At 35.5% G+C, this 18,539-nt stretch carries 13 protein-coding genes; 3 read left to right on the forward strand and 10 right to left on the reverse strand.

All coding sequences use genetic code 11. The features are described from left to right. From SOM12_RS00970 to SOM12_RS01015, 10 genes are all read right to left on the reverse strand, one after another. The gene (locus SOM12_RS00970; protein WP_320492072.1) at nt 1-573 is read right to left on the reverse strand and encodes a molybdenum cofactor guanylyltransferase; all 573 of its coding nucleotides are present in this window, start codon (nt 571-573) and stop codon (nt 1-3) included. Nucleotides 574-744: 171 nt separating this feature from the next. Then, nucleotides 745-1,491, reverse strand: a complete 747-nt coding sequence (locus SOM12_RS00975; protein WP_320492073.1) for a sulfite exporter TauE/SafE family protein — start codon at nt 1,489-1,491, stop codon at nt 745-747. A gap of 186 nt (nt 1,492-1,677) precedes the next feature. After that, complete coding sequence (gene glp, locus SOM12_RS00980) at nt 1,678-2,850, reverse strand: gephyrin-like molybdotransferase Glp (RefSeq protein WP_320492074.1); 1,173 nt, start codon at nt 2,848-2,850, stop codon at nt 1,678-1,680. A gap of 131 nt (nt 2,851-2,981) precedes the next feature. After that, a complete protein-coding gene (locus tag SOM12_RS00985; protein ID WP_095930447.1) occupies nt 2,982-3,230 on the reverse strand; it encodes a DUF6755 family protein in 249 nt (82 codons plus the stop codon). Between the two features lie 14 nt (nt 3,231-3,244). Beyond that, complete coding sequence (locus SOM12_RS00990) at nt 3,245-3,757, reverse strand: Rieske (2Fe-2S) protein (protein WP_095930446.1); 513 nt, start codon at nt 3,755-3,757, stop codon at nt 3,245-3,247. 10 nt (nt 3,758-3,767) lie between these two features. Then, nucleotides 3,768-4,337, reverse strand: a complete 570-nt coding sequence (locus SOM12_RS00995; RefSeq protein WP_095930445.1) for a 4Fe-4S dicluster domain-containing protein — start codon at nt 4,335-4,337, stop codon at nt 3,768-3,770. Between the two features lie 17 nt (nt 4,338-4,354). After that, entirely contained in the window at nt 4,355-6,571 is a 2,217-nt protein-coding gene (locus SOM12_RS01000; RefSeq protein ID WP_320492075.1) for a molybdopterin oxidoreductase family protein, read from the reverse strand. 146 nt (nt 6,572-6,717) lie between these two features. Further along, nucleotides 6,718-7,767, reverse strand: a complete 1,050-nt coding sequence (locus SOM12_RS01005; RefSeq protein ID WP_414655667.1) for an MFS transporter — start codon at nt 7,765-7,767, stop codon at nt 6,718-6,720. Nucleotides 7,768-7,796: 29 nt separating this feature from the next. Beyond that, nucleotides 7,797-9,389 (reverse strand): magnesium transporter MgtE N-terminal domain-containing protein, encoded by a 1,593-nt coding sequence (locus tag SOM12_RS01010; RefSeq protein ID WP_095930443.1) that lies wholly within the window; start codon nt 9,387-9,389, stop codon nt 7,797-7,799. A 16-nt stretch (nt 9,390-9,405) separates the two neighbouring features. Next, on the reverse strand, nt 9,406-10,884 hold the full coding sequence (locus SOM12_RS01015; protein ID WP_320492077.1) for an MFS transporter: 1,479 nt from the start codon (nt 10,882-10,884) through the stop codon (nt 9,406-9,408). 980 nt (nt 10,885-11,864) lie between these two features. Here SOM12_RS01015 and SOM12_RS01020 point away from each other — a divergent pair. From SOM12_RS01020 to SOM12_RS01030, 3 genes are read left to right on the forward strand one after another with little or no spacing between them, the layout of a single operon-like run. Next, nucleotides 11,865-14,996: a TonB-dependent receptor gene (locus tag SOM12_RS01020; RefSeq protein WP_320492078.1), complete on the forward strand. Its 3,132-nt coding sequence runs from the start codon at nt 11,865-11,867 to the stop codon at nt 14,994-14,996. Between the two features lie 15 nt (nt 14,997-15,011). Next, complete coding sequence (locus SOM12_RS01025; RefSeq protein ID WP_095930440.1) at nt 15,012-16,484, forward strand: RagB/SusD family nutrient uptake outer membrane protein; 1,473 nt, start codon at nt 15,012-15,014, stop codon at nt 16,482-16,484. 31 nt (nt 16,485-16,515) lie between these two features. Continuing rightward, on the forward strand, nt 16,516-18,432 hold the full coding sequence (locus tag SOM12_RS01030) for an arylsulfatase (protein ID WP_320492079.1): 1,917 nt from the start codon (nt 16,516-16,518) through the stop codon (nt 18,430-18,432). The last annotated feature ends 107 nt before the right edge of the window (nt 18,433-18,539 follow it).

The raw sequence follows: 18,539 nt of genomic DNA on the forward strand, positions 1-18,539 counted from the left end.
TTAAGTTAAATTGATATTCAGATCGTTTAATTCGTCGGCCGAATTGATATTGGTCAAATGATAATTTTCACTTTCTTCTATATTGATAATCTGATGCGGCAGTTTGGCTAGCAGATCCATCATTTTTAATTCATTAGAATCAATTGCTTCTTTGATGACCGGAACAATATTTTTTGAATAAATCCCGATTAACGGATGGGTTTTACTTTCGGATGCAAAAACTGTAATTCCAGCTTCTTGTGTATGTTTTGATATTAATTCCTGTAATAATTCGGTTGAAATTAACGGAATATCACAGCTTAAAATCAAATTGAATTCGGTTTCAGAATGTGATAATGCGGTGTAAATTCCTCCCAGCGGCCCTTTGTCTATTACTAAATCCTGTATTTTTTGATACGGTAAATAATCGTATTCTTTTGATCCTGTAATGAGCTTAATTTGATCTGTAATAGGTAAAATCGCCTGAATGATATGCTCTATAAATGGCTTATCCTGAAACAAAACCAATCCTTTTTCTGACTGCATTCTGGTGCTTTTTCCTCCGCAAAGAATAAATACTGTTAGTGTTTCCATTGTCTTTTTGTTTCAGGTTTTAAGTTGAAATGCGTTTTTTTTTACCGCAAAGTGCGCTAAGTTTTTTTTTCTTAACTTTTAAATTAAGTCCGCAAAGCTTTCCGTGCTTTACTATTCTTAAAACCGCTTTTATAAAACTTTGCGTGTTTTGCGGTTAAATTCAATTTATTTTCAATGAAAAATCAATTTAACGCTTGCCATTAAAATCACTGTTCCCAATACCATTTTTAATGTTCTGTTAGAGAAAGATCCGCTTCCATAAAAACCTCCTAACATTCCTCCTACTACCGCAATTGGAACGAGATAGAAACTTTCCATCGGAATTGTTTTTCCTCCTAAAAAGAATCCCATCATTCCCGCAAATGAATTTACAAAAATGAATAAACTCGAGATTGCCGCCGATTCTTTTACTGATGCCCATCCTAAAAATAATAGAATCGGACTTAAAATAATTCCACCGCCAATTCCCAGCATTCCAGATAATAATCCGATGGCAAAACCAATGGCTAAAGCAAACGGAAGATTTATTTTTACTTCTTCTTTTTCTTTAAAATTAAAAACTCCAAACAATCTCAAGGCCGCAAAAACCAATACAATACCTAAAACAATTTTATAAATCGCATTATCTAAGGTTATAAAACCGCCAATAAACGCTGCTGGAATCGATGCTATGGCAAACGGATAAAAGAGCTTTGGTTTGAAATAACTGTTTTTATAATAAAACAAAAACGAAATACTCGAAACAAACAAATTCAACAGCAAAGCCGATGGCTTCATTACCGAAACCGGAAAAGCAAAAATGCTCATCAATGCCAAATATCCCGATGCTCCGCCATGCCCTACGCTTGAATATAAAAACGCTATTATAATTAAGGCAAAACTGAATAATAGTATATTTTCGGAAGTTAGGAGACTCATGTATTTTGTTTTATTTGTTTCAAGTTTATTGCTATGTGTTTTTATTTATATAGCGCTTTTCGTTTTTAACCAAAAATCTTTATTCTTTATTCTTTATTCTTTATTCTTTATTCTTTATTCTTTATTCTTTATTCTTTATTCTTTATTCTTTATTCTTTATTCTTTATTCTATCTGTCTAAAAAAATCTAATCAATCGGCAGAATCGTTACTAACTCGCCTTTTTTAATATTTTCAACATCTTGCGGTACTATTACCAATCCATTCGCTAGAGCAAAAGAATTCAGCATTGCAGAACTTTGTCCGTCTAAAATCTCAACATTTGTTTCATTATACAACGCCTTTAAGAAAAGTGTTTTTCCTGTGTTATTTACGATCTCTTTATCTAATTTTCGAACAATCTTTGGCAAATGTGCAGTAGAAAATCCCATTCTCTTTTTGACTGCTGGATATACATAAATATAAAAATTTGTCAAAGATGAGGCTGGGTTTCCAGGCAATGCAAAAACCAAAGTATCATTTTTAGAGCCAAAAAACATTGGTTTTCCAGGTTTTTGATTGATTTTGTAAAAAAGCTCTTCTACTTCATTTTGCAGTAATGCTTCTTTCACAAAATCATAATCTCCAACAGAAATTCCACCCGAAATAAGAACGATATCGTATTTTTCTAAAATATCTTTTAAAGCCTTTTTTGTTGCTTTTAGATTATCTTTTACTCGGTAAACTTTTGCTTTTTCAATCCCAATTGTTTGAAGCGCAGCTTTAAGCATAACCGAATTACTTTCAAATATTTTGCCTTTTTTTAATTTCTTCCCCGGTTCTGTTAATTCATTTCCGGTAACCAAAATGGCAACTTTGGGCTTTTTATAAACTTCAATTTCTGTAATTCCTAAACAGGCTAAAAATCCAATTGCAGCCGGAGTAATTAAAGTATTAGCTTCAAAAACTATATCATCTTTAGCAATTTGTTCTCCTTTTAACCGAACATTTGCTGATTTTTCTGGCATTGTGGCAATCAAAATTGAATCTTTAGTTGCCATTACATGCTCTTGCATTACTACCGTATCTGCATTATCAGGAATAAAAGCTCCAGTAAATATTCTAATGGCTTCGGTTGCTTTTAGCTTTACATTGGAATGATCTCCTGCTTGAGAAATCCCAACTACATCGTATTGATGCCTGATACTGTGTGTAAACGCGTATCCATCCATAGCCGATTGGCGAAATGGAGGCATGTTTATTGGCGAAATCACTTTTTCTGCTAAAACATATCCTAAAGCTTTGCTGGCTTGAATATATTTTGTTGGCATTTTAGTACTGTTCGCTTCAATAGTCGCTAAGGCTTCTTCAACTTTAATCATTACTGGCATTTTATTATAAAGCAAAAAATACTTATTACAAATATAAGTATTTTTACTTAGTTATAATCCTAAATAATTTATTTTTTTCAGAATATAAATTTAGCGTAATTCTTTCAAAAAATCGTTATTATCTATTTCTTTCTGAAATTTCCTTTCGGAAGATAATAAAGCCATGCAAAACCAATTGAAAAAAGTATTACTGAAGCTATAAATGCAGGAATTAAAATTTCTTTATTATTATCTAGCGCATTATTTAGAGAGGCATACAAAAGCCATATTTGAATGCTGACATTTAAAATCAAAATAAATATAAGTGTTGAAAGTATGTTATTCAATTTATTTGGGTTCGAATTGTTCTGCCCTGTTCTAAAAGTACTCATGTCTTTAAGTTTTATTAGCTATCCTTTTTTTCTATTAATGCTTTTACAAAAACAGCATTTTCTTTAAAAACCACTTCCAATTGCGGTAAAGCTCTTGGCGGCGGTCCGGCTATTACGTCTCCTGTCATGGCATCAAATGAACCTTCGTGGCAAGGACAATGTATGATTCCGGTTCCGGGTTTGTAGAATACAGAACAAGAAAGATGGGTACACTTTTGTTCGTATGCCTTAAATTCACCATTTTCTAAGTGAATCAAAATATACGGAATTGTACTTCCTTCCAAAACAAAACCTCTTGTACCGCCTACAGGAACATCTTCTTTATTACAAATAAAATGCTCTCCCTGAACTTCTTCTTTTGGCAATAAAAATGCTTTTGCAGTTACAAAACCGCTTCCAACCATTAATCCGCCAGAAACAAACGTTAAGAATTTAGCAAAATCGCGTCGGCTGACCTGAGTGGATTCTTGTTTTTTTATCGGAAAATCTTTTTTCCAGTTTTGATTTAAATTATCTTCTTTAGACATAGCTCGGTATTTAATAAATTCTTAATTCTTTACTTCCTTTTGGCATCATAATATTGACTTTAGTCTTAACTTTCTCTTTGCCAAAAATGAAATTATTAATTGGTGTGCTATTGGGTCTCATTTCTTCTATTTCATTTCTTGTTCCGTAAAACAAAGCCCCACTTGGACATACGGTTGCACACATTGGTTTTTTGCCAACACTTGTTCTGTCGTAACACATTGTACATTTCATCATCAAATCGTATTCTTCGACTTTTTTTGGAACACCAAAAGGACAGGCCATTACACAATTTGAGCAGCCAATACATCTTTCTGTATTGGCAGTGTGCACGACTCCAAATTCGTCCTGAGAAATGGCATCTGCAGGACAAACATTGGCACAAACCGGATCTTCGCAATGCATACAAACCTGCACTGTGGTTTGAATTGTGGCAGCACGATCAACATAATTTACACTGATCAAAGTTTGCTGACCATTTGTTTCACATTCGGCGCAGGCCATTTCACAGGCTTTACAGCCAATGCAGCGTTGCATATCTACAAAAAATTCCTCGCTGGTATTAAAATTGGTTAAATTCATAAGTTCTTTTTTACAGATTAAACGCTTGCATACGCATCAGACTCGTTAGAAGGCGGGGCCATTGTTCCCAGCGGTTCTAATTGGCACGCACAAACTTTAAATTCGGGCATTTTAGAAACAGGATCTAGCGTAGCAATAGTTAATTGATTTGCTGATTTTAATCCTGGCCAGTGATAGGGTACAAAAACAGTATCCTGTCTAATTGTTTCTACAATATTTGCTGGAAAAATTCCTTCTCCTCTTCTTGTTGATACCTTCACTAATTCTCTTTGTTTTATTCCGTATTTTGTTGCCAGTTCTGGATGAATTTCTACGAATGGTTCAGGAAATTGATCTACTAATTTTCCAATTCTACGAGTTTGCGTTCCGCTTAAATATTGAGAAACCACTCGCCCAGTAGTCAAAGTAATTGGATACACATTATCTGTAACTTCACTTGGCAATCTATAGGGTGCTGGGTTAAAATGCGCTTTTCCATCTGGAGTTTTAAACTTTTTATCTTCCCATAGCCTTGGAGTTCCTGGATGCTCTTCTGTCGGGCAAGGCCAAAAAACTCCCATATTATCTTCTACTTTTTTATAAGAAATTCCGAAATAATCTGCTGTACCTCCTTTCGAGGCCAATCGAAGTTCATTAAAAATGGCTTCGCTATTGTCATAGGTAAATTTATCTTCTTCTCCCAATCTTTTGGCAATTTCTAATAGTATCGAAGTATCTGTTCGAGCTTCTCCCGGAGGTTTCACTGCTTGTCTAACTCTTATAACACGCCCTTCTGCAGAAGTTGTTGTGCCTTCCTCTTCTTCCTGTAAGGAGCCTGCCAAAACAATATCGGCGTGGCGGGCAGTTTCATTTAAAAAGAAATCGATACAAACATAAAACTCCAACTTTTCCAGCGCCTCTCGCACATAACTATTGTTTGGAAGAGAAACTAATGGATTAAAACAAATCGAAAGTAAACCTTTGATTTCTCCTCTATGAATAGCATCAATTATTTCATAAGCCGAAAGTCCTTTTCCGGGCATATCTTTTTCATCAATACCCCAAACTTCAGATATGTATTTACGATGTTCTGGATTTTCTATATCTCTATTTCCTGGCAACTGGTCGCATTTATGACCGTGTTCCCTTCCACCCTGTCCATTTCCTTGTCCGGTTATTGTTCCATATCCACAATATGGTCTTCCAATTCTTCCTGTAGCCAAAACTAAATTGATACACCCCACCACATTATCTACTCCTTTAGAATGCTGTTCGATGCCTCGCGCATGAAGTAAAAAACTTGTCTTAGCTTTACCCCATAATTCTGCTGCTTCCCTAATTCTATTTTTATCAATTCCTGTTATTTCCTCTGCCCATTCTAATGTATAATCTTTCACAGCGTCTATCGTTTCCTGAAAACCTGATGTGTAATTATCTATAAAATCATGATCTAACATGTCGTGGTCTACCAAATATTTCAACATGGCACCGTACAAAGCAGAATCTGTTCCAGGTCTTATATCCAAATGAATGTCTGCTGTTCTGGCCAACGGAATCATTCTTGGATCAATTACAATTAGTTTGGCACCACGGTCTCTTGCTTTCCAAATCCAGTGTGTTAATGTTGGAAAAGTTTCGCTAATATTTGCTCCTGTCACAATAATAACTTCGGCATATTCGAGATCTGAATAATTATTTGAAGCACGATCTAAACCAAAAGCTTTTTTATTGCCCGCACCAGCGCTAACCATACAAAGTCTTCCGTTATAATCTAGATTCTTTGTTTTAAGGGCTACTCGGGCAAATTTTCCGACCAGATAACTTTTTTCGTTACTCAATGATACTCCTGAAAGCATTGAAAAAGCATCTTTTCCATATTTTTCCTGAATTCGTTTTATTTCCGCAACAGTTTTATCCATTGCATCATCCCATGATATTTTTTCAAAACCTTTTCCTTCAACTCTTTGTATAGGATGTAAAAGTCGGTCAGGGTGATTGTTCTGAAGATAACGTTGTACACCTTTTGGACACAAACGACCTTCGTTAAAAGGAAATTCCATCCAAGGTTCAAAACCAACCACCTTATTTTCTTTAACTAATAATTGAATACCACACTGCATTCCGCAAAAACAACAATGTGTTTTTACAACCTCATCTGGTTCATCTCTTCCTTCATAACCGTCAAGAGGCGCGTAATTTTTATGCGGTCCGAAAACTTCTATGATTTTTTCTGCTGATACTGGTAATTTTGCCATGCTTATTTTGTTTTTTTGTTTAAAGTTTCTGGTTTCAAGCTATCCAAAGATTGTGCAACTTGGGAACCTAAAACAGGAAACTATATTTTTATTTGAAGTTTGAAGTTTCGCACAAACTTGAAGCGTTAAACCTGAAACTTTTAAAATTATCCAAATAACTTACCGCCCTGCGATCTGGCTTTTAAATGTGCCTGAGCTAATCGTGATCTTTTACCTTCTGGACTTAAATCGAGATGAGAAGTTCCGTCTTCATGTGTAAAATCAAATCCCAACTGATTAGTCACGATTTTTAAATCATCAATATGAAGTTTTGTTGCGAACTCTTCTCCTGTATGCGGACAAACGGCCATTCCTTTTTTAATGCCTTCCTGTTTGTAAATGTGTGCACCAATTTGTGCCGGACGCTGAATAATGTGGAAGAATTTTCCAAAGGGAATCCAAATCAAAAACATGATAACTGTTACGGCATGAATTACAGCTAAGAAGTCATAAGCAAAACCTTTCATAAACTGATAGGAATACGTCAGACATAAACCCGTAACTGAAATTGCAATCAATAAAATTAGAGGTAGCAAATCGCCTTCAAAAGTTTGTGTTGCAATTAATCCCGGATTGGTTAATCTTCTTCTTAAGTAATAAACCGAGCCAATAATTACAAGCCATGAAGACCAGTTTAAGGCATGAAATATTAAGAATGCAAGAAACGATCCTATTTCAAAATCCATCATTTTAAATCCAAAAAAATGTGCTTCGTAAATCGAAATAGAATTAGGAGCCAATGTAAAATGGATCCATCCAAATGTAAGCGGTATTGTAATGGCAAAAGCTGACAGACAACCTAATGCAATACAAAAATGCGCAAACCAGCGATATTTACTTCTCGGATAAATAAATTTCTGAACGACAATATTTTGCACCGATTCTTTTCCTAAAAACCATAAATGAGAAAATACTTTTCCTGTAAATAGAAATTTTATACTTCGTTTAAAGTACAGCCATGTTGGAGGACGCTGCAGCCAAACGGTGTATCGATAAACGATTCCGAAGAAGGCGAATATCGTTCCGAAAAGGTATGTTACAAGTGCTGCATCAAAATTTTGTAATTCTCTCGAACCATAAAATACAAACACAACTGTAAGTATAGAAACAGCCGAAGCAACCAATAAAGCTTTGGTATTATATGTTTTGTTATTCATCATTAACTAAAAATTTATTGATTACTTATTTAACTTGGTTTTTCGCAATTTTTACGATTGTAGAACCACCAGTTGATACCTGTAGCTAAAAGGGTAAAAAGACAGACACCTATAAAAAACTGATTTACAGTGCCATTTGCTGAAATATTATTCCCTATTAACTTAGAGAATATAAAAGGTCCAAAAGCAGCAATGGCAGCAGTCCAACCAATAACTCCCGCTGCTTGACGCGGATTTTCTTTAAAAATAATTGGATATTGTCTAAATGTTCCTGCATTTCCAATACCTGTAAAAAAGAACATTCCTAAAATTACAGTTACAAAAAGCGGAAACTGATCCATACTTGTCGGCGCTACCAGACCTTGTGTTACTAAAAGTATTGATCCTGCTAAAATTCCTAAGCCTGTTATAGTCGTTAATATAGCACCTCCAACTTTATCGGCCACAAATCCGAAAGCTATTCTGCTGGCAGAACCAATTAGTGGACCATAAAATGCATATACCAAAGGATCTGGTGCATTGGGAAAATCTCCATATAAAAATTTAATCATAAGAGGAAATGCTGCAGACAAACCGGCAAATGTCCCAAAAGTCATTACATAAGTAATTGTACAGTACCAAGTATGTTTATTCGAAAAAATATCTAATTGCTCTTTTACAGAAGCTTTCATCGGAATACTTTTCAAATAAAACCAGCTTACAAATGCCATAAGTATTAAAAATGGCGCAAACCAAAATGCAGCAGACTGTAGATAAATTGGTTTGTTTTTAACAGCCGAATTTTCGGGGCTCAAATTGTTCAGTACTTTTTCGGCTAATTTAGGGTTAGCGTTTGCAATTGCTTTTGCCTTAGCCTTAAGCGGAAGTGACGAAAAAATAACTGCATTATCTTGAGAATTAACTGCCGTGCTAACAGAATCTACAATATTCTTTTTCACATTAGATAAGATTCGAGCCTGAACTTCTGTGTCTAAAGAAGCAAAAACTTCTTTTTGTTTCTGCCCTGATGAATTTTCAAATACCGTTATGGTTTCTTTTGGGTCAATACTCGTAAATACTGTCGAAGCTCCAAAAATTCCGACACTAATTACTAAAGGCGTAACAAATTGTGCGAGAGAAACTCCAAAGTTTCCAATTCCTGCCTGAATCCCAAGAGCAGTTCCTTTTAATCTTTGCGGAAAAAACAAACTTGTACTTGGCATATAAGAAGAAAAATCTCCTCCACCAAAACCTGTAGTAAATGCTAAAACTGCAAAAACCCAAAATGGCGTATTTACATCCATAATTGCAAAACCAATTCCGATTACGGGAATTAATTTAATTGCTGTCGCAAAAGATACAATATGACGAGTTCCAAATATTGGAAGCAGAAAGGTGTGAATAATTCTTAATAACCCTGCCGCCAACCCTGGAATTGCAGTTAACCAAAAAAGCTGATCTTTAGAAAAACTAAATCCTAAACCAGGCAATTTTACTGCAATAACACTCATCATAAACCAGGAAGCAAATGATAATGTTAAAGTAATTGTTGTTATAATTAAAGTTCTCCATGCTATTTTACTTCCGTCAGAATTCCAATATGCTTCATCTTCTGGGTTCCATTTTTCTAACCAAGTTTTCATCTTTATTTTATTTAAATTATTGATTATCTTCTATTTGCCTTACAAAATTTGGTGATTTTGTTCTCATAGCTTTTATGATTGTGCGGTGCATCCATACCAGACAAAGCACAGAAACTAGAAATATAAAAATCCATGAACTGGTCCAGAGCCCAGTATAGGTAAGGAGATATCCAAAGATTATGGGACCTAAAAACCCACCTAAACCTCCAATTAAACCAACCATTCCGCCTACAACTCCAACTTCATTTGGAAAATACTCTGGAATGTGTTTGTAGACTGCTGCTTTACCAATTCCCCAAGAAATGCCTATCAGGATTACCAGAACGAGATAAACCCAAAGATTGGCACTGAAATTAATTTGCGTAATGCCATGAGCTAATAATTCTTTCTTTTTAACCTCCTGATTTTGCTCTACAACAATTTCTTGCCATGATTTCTTTACAGGAAAAACAGAAGATTCGCTGTTAGTTTCTAAATCTTTTTTACTGTTGATTTGATGTTTTTTCCCGTTTACAATTATTTCATTTGCAGTAATTTCTGTAACTGTTCCGTTGGTAAGAGACATAACGCCAGGACCAGCGGTAAGGATTTCCATCTTTGGAAACATCAACAAAAAGCTAATTATAATTGAAGATCCTAAAACCCAATACATAACTTTTCGAGCTCCGAATTTATCTGATAAATAACCTCCAAGTGCTCTGATTACACCAGATGGCAAACTGAACATTGTGGCAAACATTCCGCCCATTACTAAAGTTGTGCCGTAAACATTCATGAAGTTTGGAAGAAGCCACTGCGAATAGGCAACAAAAAATCCGAAAACTAAAAAGTAGTAAGCCCCGAATCGCCAGACTCTGGCTTTTTTAAGTGGCGAGATTAATTCTATAGTAGTTTTTGACACCACCTGATTGGTTTTGTTTTTAGCAAAGACAATAAATAGGATTCCTATAAGCACTAGTGTTGCTCCATAAATCACAGGAAGCATTTTCCATCCGTGAGCAGGATCTGCTTCTGATAAATTATTTAATAAAGTTGGCGCAATAAAAGTAGTTACTGCAGCGCCTGCGTTTCCCATTCCGAAAATTCCCAAAGCTCTACCCTGCCATTCTTTAGGATACCAAATTGAGGTATAACCTATTCCGACAGCAAAGCTGGTACCTACTAAGCCAAAGAAAAAACTAAGGATGGCAAAAGTCCAGAAAGAATCTGCAAATGGCATTAAAAAAAGCGGAATTGAACAAAGTAATAGTAAGGCAGAAAAAACAACTTTTCCCCCATATTTATCAGTTAAAATTCCGATTGGAAGCCTGAATATAGAGCCTGAAAGAATTGGAATTCCTAATAACCAGCCAATTTCTACAACAGTGAAATTAAATATTCCCTTATCAGCCAAAAAAGTAATCAAAACGCCGTTTAAAGTCCAACAAGCAAAACAAATTGTAAAAGCAAGTGTGTTAAGGAATAAAATTCTGTGAGACTGAGATAGATTACCCATAAATAGAAAATTACTTTGATTTAGATTGAGAATACTATTCCTCAATTACAAAGCAAAACTACAGGGTTAAATTCTTACTAAAAATGACAAATATCATATTAAGGATAAAAAGGTATTTTACTAAAATAAAACGTTAATTATTGAAAAATAAATATTTATAAAACAACCAATTGCAACACAAAGAAAGAATATGTGCTCTATTATTTTTTTATAAATTAATATTATAAAGATGGTTTTCAGACGTTTTAAGAGCTCCATTTTACGTCTTAGGTACTCTTATATTTATAAAAAAAGGGTATAAATACTACATTTTTTACTTTATTTCTAATTTTAAATTTAACATTTCTGTGAATCAATAATTTAGCACGAAATCAATTGAAATAAGGCATTTCAAGAGAATCAATTCTTTAGATTATAAACTAAACAAATATTTTTTTGAAAAAAACTTTACAAACTTTTGGTTTTTATTATATAAAATTTAACTTTGTCTATAGGATTAGTAGAGTTTAAGATAATATTTCAAACTATAAAAATTATTATTGTGAAAACAACAGAAAGCATATCGCGTTACATTCTTCCTAAAAAATACACTTATAGCACTATTTGTTATATGTGTTTCTGTTGTTAATAATCTACTTTTATTTTGTTTGCCTTTAGAATACATATCAAAGCAAATCAAAAAAAACACCACCAAAAATATTTACTGAATTTTAACCAAAAATCTCTCCGATGCATTCAATTGTGTTGGATTAGATTCTTGAAATCATACCTATTATTCAACAAATTAAATAACCAACAACTAAAAGAAACTAAAATGAAAACATTGCAAACCTGTTGCTGTAAATAAAAAAAGCCATTTCTGCGGCAACAGAAATGGCAAGGCTTAAAGAACATTTATCACTAAATCAAGAACACTTTTAGAGTGCTGTATAAACAGTGCTCAGGGCGTCTTGTTAATTACTTAAAACCAACACAAAGAAATGAAAAAAAAGTTAAACATACACATACTGCTGTTTCTACTCTTCCTAACGGCAGGAATACAAGCCCAGAATACCACCCCGCTTATACAATCAAAATTAGACGGAACTGTTGTAGATGACATTACAAATCAGCCCATTATCGGCGCTTCTGTAACCATTAAAGGAACAACTCACGGCGTTGTTACAGATGCAGAAGGAAAATTTTATTTTCAGACGGGACAGAAATTTCCTTACACTTTGATTGTAACTTACATCGGATATAAAAAAATAGAAGTAATTGTTGAGAAAAATCCAGTAATCATTAACCTTAAAGAAGAACGCCAAGAGCTAGACGAATTGGTTGTTGTGGGTTACGGAACTCAAAAAAGAAAAGACATTACAGGTTCTGTATCATCGGTTCCAAAAGCCAATTTATCTCAGGTCACTTCTTCGGCAGATAATCTTTTAAGAGGCGCTGTAGCTGGAGTTGTAGTTACACAAAGTTCTGGTCGTCCAGGCGCTTCTTCAAGTGTCCGCATTCGCGGAGGAAACTCTATTACTGCTGGTAACGAACCTTTGTATGTTGTTGATGGAATTTTAATTTATAATGATAACAGCAATAGTGGCGCTGGAGTAACTTATGCCGGAGCAAGTGTAAATGTTCTGTCAACTATTAACCCTGCTGATATTGAATCGATAGAAGTTCTTAAAGATGCATCGGCAACAGCAATTTATGGTTCGCGTGGTGCAAATGGAGTTGTAATTATTACCACTAAAAAAGGAACAAAAGGACAAGACAATATTTCGTACCAAGGCTATTTCGGATTCCAAAATATTTCAAAAAAACTAAAACTAATGAATGCCAGCGAATGGGCAAGTTTAAGAAACGACGTTCAGGCAAGTATTGGTCAAGCACCTTCCTTTTCTCCATCTCAAATCGAAGCTTTAAAAACTTCTGGAAATTACGATTGGCAGTCTGCAGCATTTATCACTGCGGCACCCGTTCAAAGTCATAATCTATCTTTTTCTGGTGGTGATGAAAAATCTAGATATGCGGTTTCTGCAGGTTATTTTGATCAAGATGGTATTGTTTTAGGTTCTGATTTTAAACGTATTTCACTTCGAGTTAACTACGAAAGAAATTATTCTCAGAAATTCAAATTTGGCGTAAATGCCAACTATACCAATTCAATTGCAAATGGTGTGGGTACAAATGGCGGTGCGGCGGCCGGAAGAAATCCGAATCCACTTGTAAGTGTGGTCTTGACAGCTCCTGTTGTTCCTATTAAAAATGCAGACGGAAGCTACAATGTAACTAACAATCCTTACGCAACTTCTGTAAATGGTTATATTCCGAACGCAATTAACGATTTGGATAATACAACTAACGAAACCAAATTAAACAGAATCCTAACCAGTTTATTTGGCGAATATAAATTTAATAAAGAATTGACTGCAAAAGTTGCGATTAGCGGTGATGTTTTAAACACAAAACAAAATTATTATGCTCCATCAAACACCACTACTGGAGCAGGAACAAAAGGTTTAGCTTCTATCGGAGAAAGATCAGTTGGTTCTGTTTTGAATGAAAACACACTTAATTACAACACACATTTTGGCGAAAATCATAAGTTTTCTGCTTTAGGAGGTTATACGCTTCAATATACTAAAGGCGAAGTTGTAAATGCTGGAGCTCAAACTTTTGTTAATGATGCCAATACTTACAATGCTATTCAAGACGGTGTGCCCGTAAAACCATACAGTGATGCTTATGAAAGCGTACTGAAATCTTGGCTAGCGAGAGTGAATTATTCTTATAAAGGAAAATACAACTTTACGCTTTCTGGACGTGCAGACGGTTCTTCTCGTTTTGGTTCAGAATCACTTTGGGGTTATTTTCCTTCTGCCGGATTTTCATGGAATATTACCGATGAAGAATTTGCAAACAACATTAAAGGCGTAACCGAAGCTAAATTGAGAATTACGGCGGGGACTACAGGAAATCAGGAAATTGGAAACTATCTTCCGTTGGCTTCTATGGGATCTGTAAATTACTCTTTTGGTGGAACTTTATACACCGGTTTAGCTCCTACCCGATTGGCCAATCCAGATTTGAAATGGGAAAAAACAAATCAGTATAACGTTGGATTGGATTTATCCTTATTAGACCGAAAAATCAATTTTGTTTTTGATGTCTATTACAAAAAGACAAAAGATTTATTAATCAACGTTCCAGTGCCATTGAGTTCAGGTTATGCAACAGTGCTTCAGAACATTGGAGGGGTTGAAAACAAAGGTTTTGAGGTTGGTTTAACAACTGAAAACATCAAAACAGAAAATTTCGCTTGGAATTCCAATATCGTATTTTCTTTAAATAGAAATAAAGTTACTGAGATTGGAAATGGTGTAAATGAATTTTTCCCAGTAGTTCCAAATGGTTCTTTGCTACAGCAACAGCCTGTTATTGTAAAAGTAGGTTTGCCTTTGGGAAGTTTCTGGGGATATAAAACCAACGGAATTTTTCAGACTCAGGAAGAAGTTAATACACAACCAAAAATCAACAGTTTAGCGAACACAAAAGTGGGTGACAGAAAATATGTGGATACCAACGGAGACGGTGTTATTACAGCTCTTGACAAAGGAAATCTAGGCACTTCTCAGCCAAAATTTGTTGGAAGTTTCAGTAACACCATTTCATACAATGATTTTGATTTGAATTTCTCTTTTCAAGGAGCGTACGGCGGAAAAATCTTCAATGCTTTAAATCAGCAGTTAGAAATTTCGACTCTTGGAACCAATGCCGCGTCTACATTGAATGACCGTTGGACACCAACCAATCCGAGCAACGAAATCCCGAGAGCCTCTAGTTCTCCTCTTGGAATTGTTTCTGAGCGCTACGTAGAAGATGCTTCTTTCTTACGATTAAAACTAATAACATTAGGATACACGTTGCCAAAAAGCGTTTCTAAAAAACTGGGAACCAAGAGTGTAAAAATCTACATCTCAGCAGAAAACCTCATCACGTGGACGAAATATACTGGCTATGATCCAGAGGTAAGTTCATACGAACAAAACAACTTATATCCAGGAATTGATTTTGGTTCTTATCCAAACTCCAAAACATTCATTTCGGGCTTGAACGTAACTTTCTAAGTAAAAAAATATATAATGAAAAAGATAATTATAACATTCCTTTTAAGTGCCGGTCTATTAGTATCGTGCGCTGATCTTGAGGTAACACCAACCTCTTTTGTAACCGAAGACAATTATTTTGTCACGCAAGATGATGCTACTGCAAGTGTAACTGCAGTTTACGCTTCTTTAAGCCTTGATCCAGGCGAGCAGAGTTTGTTTGGTAGAAACCTTTATTTCTTAACAGATATGGGTTCTGATTATGCTGCTGCAGGAGTTTCGGCAACCAATCCGCAAGTTAGAGCTTTGAGCAGTTTAACGCATGATGCTACTTCAGATCGTGTTCAAGTGGCTTGGAGACAAATTTATAACGGAATCAACAGAGCCAATGTTTCTATTGATAATATTCCGAAAGTATCAGGTTCAGACATTATCAAAACCAGATTGATCAATGAAGCCAAATTTATTAGAGCCCTTTTGTACTTTCAAGCAGTTCGTCTTTGGGGCGGTGTTCCAATTGTTTTGCACGAAGCGACTTCTATCAATTTGGGAGATCTAAAAACCAATCGCTCTACGGTTGACGAAGTGTACAATCAAATTATTAAAGACTTGACAGATGCTGAAGCTCTTCCAAAAACGTATACTACAGCAGATGCTGGGCGCGCTACATCGGGAGCTGCAAAAGCGATTTTAGCAAAAGTATATCTGACTAGAAAAGACTGGCCAAATGCCATTGCAAAATCTAGAGAAGTAATTGATGGAGGTTATGGATACGCGTTGTTTGAAGATTTCCAAGATATTTTCACTAAAACAAAAAAGAACGGAAAAGAGCATATTTTCTCGGTTCAATTTGAGCCAAATCAAGCAGGAAATGGTTCTAGCGGAAGTACTTTTCAGGCAACTTCTTTTACTGGATTTACCGCAACAGAACCAGCAGATATTATCTCAGATGTTGCTTTATTTTATGATATTTATGCGCCTGGTGACAAAAGAAGAGATGTGAGTTATGCCAAACAATTGCTTAATCCGTCAACGGGAACACTTTATACTTTTCCGAAACCAATCTTCAAAAAATACTTGGATTTGTCTAATCTGGCGACACCTTCAAACGTAGCAATCAACTTTCCTGTTATTCGCTATGCCGACATCCTTTTGTCTTTAGCGGAAGCGATAAATGAACAAGGCGGACCAACTGCAGAAGCTTACGAATTAATCAATCAAGTTCGCAGAAGAGCTTTTGGAAAACCAATTACAACTCCAGATGCTTCTGTCGATTTAGTTGGATTAAATCAGACCTCTTTTAGAGCAGCAATTCAAGAAGAGCGTAAAAAAGAATTTGTTCAAGAAGGACAACGCTGGTACGATTTGGTAAGATGGGGAACATTGGTTACTGAAGTGAAAAAAGTTACAGCCAAAAACTCAGTTTCAGAACGAAATAATCTGTATCCAATTCCGCAAAGCGAAAGAAATATCAACCCTGACGGATTACCTCAGAATCCTGGATATTAATTAAAACCATATAACTAAAAAACTATAAAAAATGAAAAATTTAAAAAATAGCATTTCAATCAAAGGCTCTAAGAAAGGGCTTTTGATTACTGCTGTCCTAATTGCACAATTAGGATTTGCACAGGACAAACAAGAATTTAAGGGTACAATTGGTAAAACTTTAGCTGATTCTAAAGAATATTGGCCAGATCCTGTAACGGCTCCAAAAGGCGCTCCGAATATTGTTTGGATTCTTTTAGACGACGTAGGATTTGGAGCTTCAAGTACCTTTGGAGGATTGATTAATACGCCTACTTTTGATAATTTGGCAAATAATGGTTTGCGCTATACCAACTTCCATACAACAGCAATTTGCGCCCCTACCCGTGCGGCTTTATTGACTGGTAGAAACTCAGGAAGAGTTCACGTTAGTGGATTTTCTCATACTATTTTATCCGCAGGTTTCCCAGGCTGGGACGGAAGAATTCCTTCTGATAAAGGAACAATTGCAGAGATTCTTCGCGATAATGGATACAACACTTTTGCTGTTGGAAAATATGGCGTTACGCCAGACGAGGAAGCCTCAGATGCTGGTCCGTTTGACCGTTGGCCAACTGGAAAAGGTTTCGATCATTTCTACGGATTCTTAGGTTCTCAAACCGATCAATACAATCCTGATTTGGTAGAAGATCAAGTTCATATTAAACCTGACGGACGTCATTTGAATGAATTGATTACAGACAAAGCCATCAGTTACATCCAAAAACAACAAAAAGCAGCACCAGGAAAACCGTTCTTCTTGTACTATGCGCCAGGAGCTGTTCACGCACCTCATCAGGTTGCTGAAAAATGGGTTGAACCATATAAAGGAAAATTTGACGAAGGATGGGATGTTTACCGCGAAAAGGTATTGGCAAACCAAAAGAAATTGGGAATCTTTCCTCAAAATGCTGGACTGCCAGATCGTAACGCTTTAATTACGGAATGGAAAAAATTAACTCCAGACCAAAAGAAAGTATACGCAAGATTCATGGAAGTTTACGCAGGATTCTTAACCTATACCGATTATGAAATTGGAAGAGTTGTGGATTATTTAAAACAAAGCGGGCAATTGGATAATACTTTAATCTTTGTTGCTATTGGTGATAACGGAGCCAGTAAAGAAGGAACTTTACAAGGAACAATCAATCAGAGTTTGTTTGCTCAAGGAAAAACAGATGAAGAGAATTTCCAAAGCAATTTAAATAATATTGGAGAAATCGGAACAGCAAAAGGTCTAAATACCAATTATCCTTTAGGATGGGCGCAAGCAACCAATGCTCCTTTCAAAAACTGGAAACAAGATGCGCATTCAGAAGGTGGAACTCGTAATCCGTTGATTGTTTTTTATCCAAACGGAATTAAAGATAAAGGCGGAATCAGAAATCAATACAGCCACGTAACCGATTTGCTTCCAACTACATTGGCTATTGCAGGAATTAAAGCTCCAGAATATATCAAAGGAATCAAACAAGATATTATTCAAGGATCTTCTTTCCAAGCTTCTTTAGATAATCCGAAAGCCGAATCATTGCACAAAGTACAGTATTACTACATTTTTGGAAACAGAGCAATCTACAAAGACGGATGGAAAGCTTCTGCAGCCCATTTACCAGATTCTTTTGCTGTGAAAAAATCTTTAGGAAGCAACGAAAAACCTGCTCCGAGCAACTTCGATACCGATGTTTGGGAACTGTATAACCTAAACGAAGATTTCAACGAACGTAATAATCTGGCTAAAAAATATCCTGAAAAACTGGCTGAACTTCAAAAATTATTTGACGAACAGGCAAAAGAAAACAATGTGTATCCGTTGATTGACTGGCAGGATGTTTACAACAGAAGAATTCACAATACTGGTGCCGACAAAGGAAAAACAGTTTCCGACTTAATCAAGCAGGCAACTAAACCTGGAGGAACCAATAACTAATTACCGAACCTGCAAGGTTTCCAAAACCTTGCAGGTTTAAATTAAAAGCTTAAAAAAAACATCCTTACAAGGTTTGAAAAACCTTGCAGGACTTAAAACGAAGAATT

Source organism: Flavobacterium sp. CFBP9031 (assembly GCF_034044945.1).
Classification (GTDB): domain Bacteria; phylum Bacteroidota; class Bacteroidia; order Flavobacteriales; family Flavobacteriaceae; genus Flavobacterium.